At 28.6% G+C, this 11,716-nt stretch carries 10 protein-coding genes; 4 read left to right on the top strand and 6 right to left on the bottom strand.

All coding sequences use genetic code 11. The features are described from left to right. Positions 1 to 28 precede the first annotated feature (28 nt). Entirely contained in the window at positions 29 to 451 is a 423-nt protein-coding gene (locus tag AC3ATN_RS05390; protein ID WP_487532209.1) for a PaaI family thioesterase, read from the bottom strand. Positions 452 to 559: 108 nt separating this feature from the next. Between AC3ATN_RS05390 and AC3ATN_RS05385 the strand changes: the two genes are divergently transcribed. From AC3ATN_RS05385 to AC3ATN_RS05375, 3 genes are read left to right on the top strand one after another with little or no spacing between them, the layout of a single operon-like run. After that, the gene (locus tag AC3ATN_RS05385) at positions 560 to 1,492 is read left to right on the top strand and encodes an NAD(P)-binding domain-containing protein (RefSeq protein WP_487532208.1); all 933 of its coding nucleotides are present in this window, start codon (positions 560 to 562) and stop codon (positions 1,490 to 1,492) included. Positions 1,493 to 1,504: 12 nt separating this feature from the next. After that, positions 1,505 to 2,968, top strand: a complete 1,464-nt coding sequence (thrC, locus tag AC3ATN_RS05380; protein ID WP_487532207.1) for a threonine synthase — start codon at positions 1,505 to 1,507, stop codon at positions 2,966 to 2,968. A 2-nt stretch (positions 2,969 to 2,970) separates the two neighbouring features. Continuing rightward, a complete protein-coding gene (locus AC3ATN_RS05375; RefSeq protein ID WP_487532206.1) occupies positions 2,971 to 3,900 on the top strand; it encodes a phosphotransferase in 930 nt (309 codons plus the stop codon). A gap of 22 nt (positions 3,901 to 3,922) precedes the next feature. Here the strand turns inward: AC3ATN_RS05375 and AC3ATN_RS05370 are convergent, their stop codons facing one another. The 5 genes from AC3ATN_RS05370 to AC3ATN_RS05350 form a co-directional block, all read right to left on the bottom strand. Further along, the gene (locus tag AC3ATN_RS05370; protein WP_487532205.1) at positions 3,923 to 4,834 is read right to left on the bottom strand and encodes a bile acid:sodium symporter family protein; all 912 of its coding nucleotides are present in this window, start codon (positions 4,832 to 4,834) and stop codon (positions 3,923 to 3,925) included. Positions 4,835 to 4,840: 6 nt separating this feature from the next. Further along, complete coding sequence (locus AC3ATN_RS05365; protein WP_487532204.1) at positions 4,841 to 6,361, bottom strand: carboxypeptidase-like regulatory domain-containing protein; 1,521 nt, start codon at positions 6,359 to 6,361, stop codon at positions 4,841 to 4,843. A gap of 50 nt (positions 6,362 to 6,411) precedes the next feature. Then, a complete protein-coding gene (locus AC3ATN_RS05360; protein WP_487532203.1) occupies positions 6,412 to 7,548 on the bottom strand; it encodes a nuclear transport factor 2 family protein in 1,137 nt (378 codons plus the stop codon). A 63-nt stretch (positions 7,549 to 7,611) separates the two neighbouring features. After that, on the bottom strand, positions 7,612 to 8,400 hold the full coding sequence (locus tag AC3ATN_RS05355) for a DUF6090 family protein (RefSeq protein ID WP_487532202.1): 789 nt from the start codon (positions 8,398 to 8,400) through the stop codon (positions 7,612 to 7,614). A 6-nt stretch (positions 8,401 to 8,406) separates the two neighbouring features. Next, positions 8,407 to 9,177, bottom strand: a complete 771-nt coding sequence (locus AC3ATN_RS05350; protein ID WP_487532201.1) for a DUF6090 family protein — start codon at positions 9,175 to 9,177, stop codon at positions 8,407 to 8,409. 90 nt (positions 9,178 to 9,267) lie between these two features. On the opposite strand from AC3ATN_RS05350, the gene AC3ATN_RS05345 reads away from it, so the two are divergent. After that, positions 9,268 to 11,712, top strand: a complete 2,445-nt coding sequence (locus AC3ATN_RS05345; protein ID WP_487532200.1) for an alpha/beta hydrolase family protein — start codon at positions 9,268 to 9,270, stop codon at positions 11,710 to 11,712. Positions 11,713 to 11,716 lie beyond the last annotated feature (4 nt).

Raw genomic sequence — 11,716 nt, 5'->3', positions numbered from 1 at the left:
AGTTAAATTCTTTCAAATTTATAGATATTTATAATTTAAATTCTTTTTTAACTAAGAAAACTGTATGAATTAGTGTAGTGGCAAGTTTTCCTTGAGAATTAAATAATTCACCTTTTATTGTTGCAATGTTTTTGCCAATTTCAATCATCTTAGCGGTAGCAATTACGTTTCCTTTAAAAAGCGGTCTATGATGAACACTATGGAGGTTTGTTGAGCTTGGATATATGGAACCCTTGGATTCAAAAATCAAAAGCAAACTCGTTACATCATCCAACATTGATGTCATTTGCCCTCCTTGAACATTTTGATTAGGATTTATTGTTTCTGATGTAAAAGTTCCCTCTAACTTTAAAAATCCCTTTTTATAATCAATGAAACTAAAATTAAATATTTTACCAGTACCTCCAAATGTTTTATGAAATTTTAGATACTTTTCAAACTCATTCTTCATTTTATAAATATTTTAAATGTTAAAATATAAAAATGTATTTAAATAGCTCTTAATTATTAGATTAAGCCTTAAAAAAATATCTAATTTTAAATAGATTTAAAACTTACAATGCATAAAACTATAACACTCAATGAAATTAAACCAATATTAAAAAATATTGATTTAATTGAGTTAATGAAACAAGCATTTATCCAATATAGTGCTGGAGATGCGATTATTCCTCCTGTGGGTGAACTTATTTTTAATAATCCCCCTGGAGATGTTCATATAAAATATGGGTATATAAAAAATGGTGATTTCTATGTAATTAAAATAGCTTCTGGATTTTATGAAAACTACAAATTAGGTATCCCCTCCGGACAAGGAATGATGCTTTTATTTAGTCAAAAAACTGGTCAGCTTGAAGCAATATTACTTGATGAGGGTCATTTAACAAACATAAGAACAGCGGCTGCAGGAGCTTTAGCCATAAAATATTTCTCTCCCAAAAAAATTAATTCAATTGGAATTATTGGATCTGGGACACAGGCAAGACTCCAGTTAAAATATATGCAAAAAAATAATCCATGTAATGAGGTTTGTTTATGGGGACGAAATAAAGAAAGAATAGAAGAGTTTCATTCTGAAATAAAAAATGATTATAATGTAACTATTGCTTCTAATGTAAAAGAATTGGCAAACAAATCAAATGTAATAATAACAACTACTGCATCAGAAAATCCAATACTTAAATTAAATGACATTAACCAAGGCACCTTAATAGTTGCGGTTGGATCTGACACTGAAAAAAAACAAGAATTAGATAGTAAGATTATTAAAAATGCAGATTTAATTATTGTAGATAGTATTTCACAAAGTAAAAGTAGAGGCGAAGTTTTTAAAGCATTAAGCCAAGGACTTATATCAAGTAATAGGATTACCGAGCTTGGAAATGCCATACAAAACAGAAGTAATAACTCAAACAAATCTATAGTAGTCGATCTTACAGGTGTTGCTATTCAAGACATAGCAATAGCATCAAGCGTTTATCTTAGGTTTTAAATTACTGTTAAGATGTTAAAATATGTTAGTAATAAAGGAATAAGTAAACCTGTTAATTTTGAGACAGCTATACTCAACGGTTTTGCTCCTGACGGGGGGTTATATGTTCCTGAAAAATTACCTAAAATATCAAAAGAATTATTAATTAAATGGAAAAAATTAGGGTTTAAAGATCTTTGTTTTGAAATAGTTTCATTATTTATTGATAAAAAAATTATATCATCTCAGGATTTAAAAAATATAATTGATAAATCTTACGATACGTTTGAGATTGAAAATGTTGTAAACTTGAAAAAGTTGAAAACAAAAAACAAAACATATATCATGGAATTATTTCATGGACCCACCCTATCTTTTAAAGATATAGGACAATCATTTTTAGTTAATTTACTAGACTTTCTTTTGAAAAGAAAAAAGGAATCTTATACTATTGTAGTAGCTACTACTGGAGATACTGGACCAGCTGCAGCAAATTATATTGCTGGAAAGTCTTCACTAGATGCCTGGGTTTTATACCCCAAAGATTTAATCACGGAAGAACAAGAAAGACAAATGACTACTTTGCATAATAACAATATTCACCCGGTTGGAGTTTCTAATTGTCTTGAAGGTGGAGATGATCTAGACGCAGTAATTGAAAAACTTTATTCCAACAAGGAGTTTAAAAATAAAGTTAAACTATCAAGTATTAACTCTATCAATTGGGGCCGAATCATAGCTCAAATGACTCACTACTTTTATGGCTATTTAAATATTACTGAATATGTAGGAGAAGAAATTAATTTTTCAGTACCATCTGGAGGATTTGGAAACTTATGTGCGGGAGGAATAGCCAGGAAAATGGGGTTACCAATTAAAAAATTCATAATAGCAAACAATAAAAATGAATCCTTGAACAGAATTTTTAGGGATGGAACTATTTCGAAAGATATAATTCACGAAACAATCTCATCAGCAATTGACATAATTATTCCTTACAACTTCTGGAGATATTTGTATTTCTGTAATGGAGGGAATTCAAAAGACATAAAAAAATGGTCTGATGAGTTTCAACAAAAAGGAGAATTTCGTTTTGATGAAGAAACTTTTAAATCTTATAAAGATGGTTTTTCATCATTCAGTATTTCAGATGAGAAAACGATGAAAACTATTAAAACTATATTTAATGAAGAAAAGTATTTACTGGATCCTCATGGAGCAGTGGCAGTTTCTACAATACAATTGTTAAATAAGGATTTACAAAAAAACAAAACTATATGTCTTGCAACTGCTCACCCAGCAAAATTTTCTAAAGTAATATTAGAATCTTTGAAAACTAAAACACTTCCTAAGTCTGGAAAACATAAATCTATTGAAGACGCTAAGAATAAGTGTCAAAAGGGGTACCATTGTGACTATTCTAAACTTGAAGAGTCTCTTATAAATGCAATAGAAACTAATTGGGAAAGATCTAATAAAAAAAGTACTCTTGGATAATTATGGCAAACTACAGTTCTTTAAATGAAAGTGATATCAAATTTATTTTAAATGAATATAATTTAAATTCAATTCAATTTTTTAAAGTATTAGAAGGAGGTTTAGAAAATTCCAATTATTTTCTAAAATCAGATAATTTATTTTATGTATTGACAATTTGTGAACAAAAATCCTATCAAAATGTATTAGAGCTATCAAAACTATTAGATTATTTAAAACATAATGATTTTTATACCTCTGAAATAATTAGAACTAAAGAGGGTGAACCAATTTTTATTTGGAATAAAAAACCCATTATGATTAAAAAATTTATTGAGGGTAAAACAGTAAAAAACTTCTCTGAAAGTATTTTAAAATTAATTGGTAAACAAATTGCTAAGCTTCATATTATCAAGCCTCCTTCCTATCTTCCAAATCAGTTAAATTATGGAGAAGAAAAATTTGAAATTCTAAATAAATATTCAAAAAAATCAGATTTTCAAATATGGTTAAATGATAAGATGGAATACGTAAGACCCTTCATGAAAAAAGGCTTAACAAAATCATTTATTCACAGTGATATTTTTTATGATAATATTATAGTTAGAAATAATAATAAGTCTGTAGTAATAATGGATTTTGAAGAATCAGCATTCTATTTCAGAGTATTTGATATTGGTATGGCTATAATTGGTGTGTGTAGAGAAAATGATACGATTGATGCAAATAAAGTAAGAAGTCTTCTAAAAGGTTATTCTACTATAATTTCGCTTTCAGAAAATGAAAAAAATTCTATAAAAGCATTTACAGTTTATGCCGGAACATCTATGTCATTTTGGAGATTCCATAATTTTAATCATATAAAACCAGAACCATTAATGTTTGATCATTACATTGAGCTTAAGAAATTAACAGATTACATTCAGGATCTATCAGAGGAAATTTTCAGATAAATTTAAATTATATATTTAGTGACTACTTTTTGAATAGACTAACGAATATACTGCCATATATAGAATGAACTAAGCTTGATATTGCTGAAGGAATCGCGGTAGCAGGGTTGATGAAATTTTCTCTGGCAAGTACCACTCCTAAACCAGAGTTTTGCATGCCTACTTCAATAGAAATAGTTCTACTTACAATTTTATTTTTAGTAACTACATAGCTGAAAAAATAACCTACTAAAAATCCTAAAAGATGTAGAATCATAATAGAAAAAATCAAACTAAGGCCCGAACTTAAAATAATATCTTTTCCCTGCCCTATAATACTTGCAACTATTAAAGTTATTAATATTACAGCTACTGGAGGAGAAAATGGTTTTATTAATTTTGTGAATTTTGGAGAAAAAAAGTTTAAAAATAATCCTATTCCTACTGGAAAAAGAACAACTTTTAGTGTACTAAAAAAAAGTCCCCATGCATCAACATCTAAGTAACTTCCAGACAGATATGCTGTTAAAAAGGGAGTTAAAAAAATTGCAAAAATTGTTGAAAAAGTTGTCATCACAACGGATAGAGCCACATTGGCTCTAGCAAGGTACACTATGACATTTGATGCAGTTCCTCCCGGACAACAAGAAACTAAAATTAAACCCACTGCAAAATATACTGGTAAATCAAATAAAATCCCCAACAACCAACCAAAAAATGGCATTACTGTAAATTGAAGCACAAGTCCAATTAAGAGCCAAGATGGAGATTTAATTACCCTCTTAAAATCATTTATTTTAAGTGTGAGACCCATTCCAAGCATTATACCAGCTAATCCATAAGTTATTAAGTCACCGGAAAACCAAACAAATATGTTGGGGTTATAAATAGATAGTAAAGAACATGTAATTACCCATAACGGAAAATATCTTGTTACATATTCTAGTTTATTCATTAAAATCTAATTTTTATCAATTTTAAACTCCTTAATAATTTCGCTTGGTTCAATTATATTATACCCTTTCCAAAAATCAGGATCATATTCTTTTAATCGATAGGGTAAATCGGCTTCAATTACTCGATAGGAGTCATAAATAGATTTGTCTATAGAAGAATTATTAAGCACAATAAATTCTGTTTTAACAATACGATTTGCACTAAATCTGATGTCCATTTTCAACTCATTTTGTTTTCTTCTTCCTTTAACATTCTTATTTTTCTCAACTATTTTAAGAGGTCTATTTAATCCAAATGAAGATTTATATGAGTTTTCACTGAAATATAAATCATATTTATTGTTACTATTCTTCTTAAATATTTGCCTACCAAATCTATAATCAATTTTAAATGATACTCCAAACAAACTAAAATCTCTTACTGGCAGTAAACTCTGATAATCAATTCTAACAAGGGCAAAGTCATCAGCATGAATATATAATCTTCCTTTAAAAATTCCTTTAGATGATTTTGGAGAATAATCAATAATATAAATAGGATCATATCCTATGTAAGAAAGTTCAACAAGTTCAAAATTATATCGACGTGATTTCTTAAATACCTCCAGATTATATTTTTTCTTTTCAAAATCAAAATCCAAATAATATTTAAACATTTTTTTTATAAAATTTCGATTATTAGAATTGAATCTCTTTTTTTGATTGAATTTTTTATTTTTTAACTCATCTAGCCTTTTATTATCTGACGAATCAAGAGATCGAAGATTAACTCCACTAATTTGAATGTCAATGGGAAAAAAACCAGATTTAAATTTAAAATAAGAATCTGGCTTAATCCTTAAATCAACTATCGGTTGAATTCTATCTTGAACTGACTCTATGCTAATTTGATTTTCTTTATCTAATAACTTAGCTGACTTCAAAACACTAATTTTTTGATTTTTCGGATCTTTATTTCCATAAAAATCAGAAAGTGTCTCTTCATAAAAGTTTGATTTTTTAGGAAGGGTAGAAGTAATACTATCCATAAAAACCTGGTCAAATTCATTTATTGAGGATTTTTTTATTTTAAACTTGAAATTATCTGTCTTACTCATGGAGGTTTCTCTCCAAAAAACTTTTTTTGAAGAATAACCAAAATCATATGTGTTTACAAGATTATTTGAAACTTTTTTTATTATTTCTGCAGCTGTTAATATAACTCGGTTACTTACCTCGACCGATTCAAGTTCTATTACTTTAGATATCAAATTTATAGTTAGTGACTTTAAGTTTCCTATAACGAATGACTTACTCTCATATCCCATAGAAGAAACAAAAAGAGTATCCATGTTTGAAAAAGGAACATCATTAAAAATTCTAAACTTACCCTCCTCATTAGTGATTGTACTAGTTCCAAAAGATGAAGTAATGGCTGCAAATGGAATTGTTTCATTGCTTAAGGTATCTAAAACAATTCCTGAAATTTCTTGGGATTTTCCAAATTTAACAAAAAACAAAAACAATATTAATTTAATATATTTCATATGACTTATAAAATTTAAAAAATCCCTTTTGATAATAAATTAACGTTATTTTAATTTTGAGGCAATCCTATTTTTCCTTTATTAGGAGCAAAATTACTGTGCATCGTTTTCCACCCCTGATTTGTGTCAACCCAAACAGAAGATGCTCTTGTACTATAAGGGGTAGATTCAGATGATCCTTTCATGGTATAACCACCCTTTGCGTAAAAAGTTACTACAGCTGTATTCATATCTGTAGAAAAGTAAACTTTGATGTTTTCTAATTCAAAACTATCCCAAGTAAAGTTTTCATCTAGTTTTATATTTTCTTCACTAAAATCATAAAACTCTCCTAAATTTGAATCTCCTGTACTTATGGTAATATCTGGATGTGAAAACTTCTTGAATGCTTCTTTATCGCCTTTTAAAATAGCGTCTTGCATATCAGATTGAAGTTTTTCTAACCTCTTAACAAGCTCATTCTTATTTGCTTTTCTCCAATACTCTCCTATTTTTGGTTGATATGGAGAAACGAACGTAGCGTAATCATATGCTTTTAATTGATTTTCAACTGCTTTATCGTAATCACCCAGTGAAGCGAAATGTTCGGCCATTGAATCGAAGGAATTTGGACCATTGTGCATTTTTTGTGATTTTAAAACATATTCCATTGCCTTTTCTTCGTCAACAGATCCGTAATCTCCTCTTAAATAACCATATGACATCATATTATATGCTGAAGATGATTGATCGGGAAATTTTTCAGCAAAAGCTTTATATGATTCATAATTTGTACCTCCAGTGGCTAAATAATGAACTAATGGACTCTTAGGAAACATAACTTCACCTTTCTTTTGAATTTCTGCATACTTTTCTTTATCCTTGATGTTAAGTACATCAAACCATACTTGCTCCTCCCCGCTTAACTTTGATCGATCGATCATTTTTAATTTATTTGAACGAGTTCCAAAATCTTTGTTTGGCGAACTTACACGAGCTACAATTAATTTAGCACACCCACAACTATCATCAACTATTAGAGCTGCTTCAGCCATACCTCTTGCTGTCAGAAACTCAAGATTCATCATATGTTCTAAAGCCTTATTTGTAATTTGATTTGCTTTTTTTGAACATGATGATTTTTGAATCATCTGTCCATAGCTTAAACCAGAAACTATTGTAAAAAATAGTATGTAAATTTTTTTCATTTTTTTCATTTTTTATATTAATAATTATTTGGTCAAGGTAATTGTTTTAATTGCTAATTACAATTAATTTGTATTTACTAATTCCCTTAAATGTTCATGTATTCTTTTAGATATAAGATCTCTATGATTTTTAAATTCGCTTATCTGAGTATTATATTTATATATTCTATTTTTTAAGTTAGATGTGCGAATTAAAAAATAAGTACTCGTATAAATTTCCTTAATATCAGATTTTTTAAAATATAAATTAAATCTATCTTTTGTCCTATTATCAATTTGTGAAGGCAATGATGCTCTTGCTTCCGACTCACTATAGCCGAGGTCAATTAGTGTATTTACATAATACATTGAAAATGGATGGAAGTCATGATAGTATTTAAGTGTTATATCATCAACCATATGATTGTTGTCATTAACCCTTTTTAGAATTGATTCATAATATTTATTCATAATTGTATGAATTTCCTCTGGGAAAAAATTAATTCTACTATTTGAAATTAGAGATTTAAAACTTGCATCAGTCATAAAAAAAGTATCATTGGTATAAACAAACCCTTTATTTATAATTCTTGAAGAATATTCTAAATAACTAATTTTTTTAGATTCAAACGATTCTATATCAATTAATAATTCATTAATTTTTACTTTTCCAGCATCTAGTTTTTTTTGGACGTTGTCAAACATTATGGAATCATTCTTTAAGTCATTTAAAACTGCTTTCAAATCCTCAATGTGTTGGATTCTATTTGTTTTATTAATATTCCATTCATCAATCCAAAATGAAGCGGAAATACCAATAACGATAACAACAAACTCAAATGTGTATTTAATTAAGTACTTTTTTAACTTCATATATAACTATTTAATTGATTCCAAGTATAGTTTTACACTCTGAGAAATTATATCCCTTTGCCTACGAAACGCATTAATTTGTCTATCATAAACTTGAATTCTATTTCTTAAATTAGAAGTATTTATCAAAAACTCAATACTATTATATTTATTCTTTATTTCTTTATTCTGAAAATATTTTCTAAATCTCTTAAGTTGTTCAAGATTAGAACTTTTTTCTTCAAAATAAGTAGAGTTATTATCGTAACCACCTGTAATATTGGCATAATACATTGAAAATGGATGATGATCGTTATAATAGTCCAACGAAATATTATCTAATATATGGTTGTTATCAATAATTCTTTTAGAAATAGCTTCATAATAATTATTCATTTCTGTATGAATCTTCTCTGGAAATAAAATAATTCTTCCATTTGATATTAAAGATTCAAAAGTTGCACTGGTCATAAAAAAAGTACTGTAGCCATATAAAAAACCCGTATCAATAATACTATCTACATAACTTTCGTATGTTATAATGCTACTATTGAAGGATTCTATATGAGATAAAAGTCTATCAGTATTAATTTTTCCATCATCTAGTGATGCTTGTACCCGGTTAAACATGACTGAATCATTTTTTAAATCATTCAATACTGCCTTTAAATCCTCTACATGTTGAATTTTATTAGTATTATTTTTATTCCATTCATCAATCCAAAATGAAAAAGAAATACCGATCACAATTACAATAAATTCAAATGTATATTTAATTAAGTATTTTTTATAAACCATGAGTTTAATTTAATGATTGTTCTAAAGAATGTTTTTTTAAATGACATAATATTTATTAAATTGATCTAAATTAAATTAAAAAAAATAATCATGATTAATCGAGCTTTAATTACATTTTTACTTATATCAACTTTAATGGTATATCCCCAGGTAGATTCTAATTACAAGTCACCTAAAAAAGATTTATTAGATCTCATAGATATTGATCTTGCCCCATCTGTAATTAGAAATAGTGATAACAGTATTTTAGTTTTTTTATATCGTCCTGCCTACAAAAACATTGAGGATCTTTCAAGAGAAGAATTAAGACTTGGGGGATTAAGAGTTGATCCAAAGCGACACATAGGAAGCAGGACTACATATTATAATAAAGTTCAGATAACTAAATTATTTCAAAACAAAACACCAAATGAAATAATTGGTTTACCAATAATGGTTAATCTCTCAAATTTTCAATTTTCACCAGACGAAAAACAAATAGCGATGACTAATACAACGCAGAAGGGAGTTGAGGTATGGGTTGTCGATTTAACTTCACTAGTTGCGAAAAAAATATTCAATTCTAATTCCAATGCCACAATGGGAAATGTAATTAATTGGATTAGTAACAACGAATTAATAGTAAAATCACTGCCAGAAGATTTGAAACCTCTAATTAACACTTCGACTTCAATTCCGAAAGGTCCAACTGTTACTGAAAACAATGGATCAAAGGCACAAAATAGAACATATCAGGATTTATTAAAGAACCCTAATGATGTTTATAATTTTAAGCAACTAAGCCAATCCGAGCTAGTAAAAGTTAATATTAATGGAGAGATAGTAAAATGGTTACCAACTAGAATGTATAAGAATATAGATTTATCTCCAAGCAAGGAATATCTGCTAATAGATTTTATAAAAACTCCTTTTTCGTATATAGTTCCGTACAATAGATTTCCAACTGAAACCCATGTTTATGATAAAAATGCAAAACTGGTTAAAGTCATTAATGATGCTCCACTCTTGGAGGAACTTCCAAAAGGTTTTATGTCAACCACCAGCGGTAAAAGAAATTTCAGATGGAGAAGTGATAAACCTTCAACTTTATATTATTCCTTGGCATTAGATGGTGGTGATCCATCAAATAAAACTGAATTTCGTGATGCTCTTTACCAATGGAAAGCTCCTTTTAATAAATCTTCATCATACTTAACAAAAGTTAAAAATAGAATTAACGGTGTGTATTGGGGAGACGATAATATAGCTATTATAACAGATCGATGGTGGAATACTCGTAATACTAAAACATATATTTTTAATCCATCAGATTCCAAAAAGGAAGCTAAAATTCTTAATGATAGAAACTATCAGGATGTTTATAGTGATCCGGGAAGGTTTGTTCAAAATAAAAATAGCTTTAATAAAAATGTATTACTTATTCAAAATAACAATGCTTTCACAATTGGAAATGGATTTACTGAAGATGGTCAATACCCATTTGTAGATAAAATAAATCTTGCTACAGGTAAATCAATGCAAATTTACAGATCTGCATATGAAAATAAGTATGAAAATATTATCGATTACGATTCAAGAAATAATGAACTAATCGTAAGAATCGAATCACCTAACGAATATCCTAACTACTATAAAAATGCTTTTAAAACTGGTGAGTTAGATCAATTAACATTTTTTAAAAATCCTTTTAAATCTCTTCAAAACATCAAAAAAGAAATAATCAGTTACAAAAGAAATGACGGACTAGACTTGAACGGAGTATTATATGTTCCAAAAAACAATGAGTCAATAATTGAAAAAAAGCCAATGATTTTATGGGCATATCCAAGGGAATACAAGGATAAATCCAGTGCATCCCAAAAGACAAACAACTCAAATCGTTTCACCTATCCTTCGTGGGGCTCCCCAATTTACTGGGCTACTCAAGGTTATGTGGTTTTAGATAGAGCTGCATTTCCTATTATTGGTGAAGGAAAAAATGAACCAAATGACTCATTTAGACCTCAATTAGTTGCAAACGCAAAGGCAGCTATAGATGCAGTTGATAAGTTAGGTTATATTGACAGAGAAAGAGTTGCTGTTGGAGGGCATAGCTACGGTGCTTTTATGGTTGCTAATTTATTAAGTCATTCTAATTTATTTGCCGCTGGAATAGCAAGAAGTGGTGCTTACAATCGTACTCTAACACCATTTGGTTTTCAAAGTGAAGAAAGAAGTTATTGGGAAGCACCTGAAGTATATTACTCGATGTCACCCTTTATGCATGCAGATAAAATGAAAACTCCTTTATTATTAGTTCACGGGGAAGCAGATAACAATTCTGGAACCTATCCAATGCAAAGTATAAGATATTTTAATGCTCTCAAGGGGCTGGGCGCAACAGCTCGTTTAGTTATGTTTCCAAAAGAAAGTCATGGCTATAGAGCAAAGGAAACAATACTCCATCTAATATGGGAACAAGACAGATGGTTAGAGAAATATGTGAAAAATAAACCTAAGAAACTAACTAATAAACTCATGAAACCAAAGGGCTAGACTC

The sequence above is a fragment of the Candidatus Marivariicella sp. genome, assembly GCF_983056325.1.
This window is presented reverse-complemented; position numbering and strand designations above follow the sequence as displayed.

Bases quoted from the DNA above. Each gene is read 5' to 3' on its own strand.
- AC3ATN_RS05355 (WP_487532202.1), bottom strand. From the start codon at position 8,400: ATGAAGTTAAAAAAGTACTTAATTAAATACACATTTGAGTTTGTTGTT.
- AC3ATN_RS05385 (WP_487532208.1), top strand. From the start codon at position 560: ATGCATAAAACTATAACACTCAATGAAATTAAACCAATATTAAAAAAT.
- AC3ATN_RS05345 (WP_487532200.1), top strand. From the start codon at position 9,268: ATGATTAATCGAGCTTTAATTACATTTTTACTTATATCAACTTTAATG.
- thrC (WP_487532207.1), top strand. From the start codon at position 1,505: ATGTTAAAATATGTTAGTAATAAAGGAATAAGTAAACCTGTTAATTTT.
- AC3ATN_RS05390 (WP_487532209.1), bottom strand. From the start codon at position 451: ATGAAGAATGAGTTTGAAAAGTATCTAAAATTTCATAAAACATTTGGA.
- AC3ATN_RS05370 (WP_487532205.1), bottom strand. From the start codon at position 4,834: ATGAATAAACTAGAATATGTAACAAGATATTTTCCGTTATGGGTAATT.
- AC3ATN_RS05375 (WP_487532206.1), top strand. From the start codon at position 2,971: ATGGCAAACTACAGTTCTTTAAATGAAAGTGATATCAAATTTATTTTA.
- AC3ATN_RS05350 (WP_487532201.1), bottom strand. From the start codon at position 9,177: ATGGTTTATAAAAAATACTTAATTAAATATACATTTGAATTTATTGTA.
- AC3ATN_RS05365 (WP_487532204.1), bottom strand. From the start codon at position 6,361: ATGAAATATATTAAATTAATATTGTTTTTGTTTTTTGTTAAATTTGGA.
- AC3ATN_RS05360 (WP_487532203.1), bottom strand. From the start codon at position 7,548: ATGAAAAAAATTTACATACTATTTTTTACAATAGTTTCTGGTTTAAGC.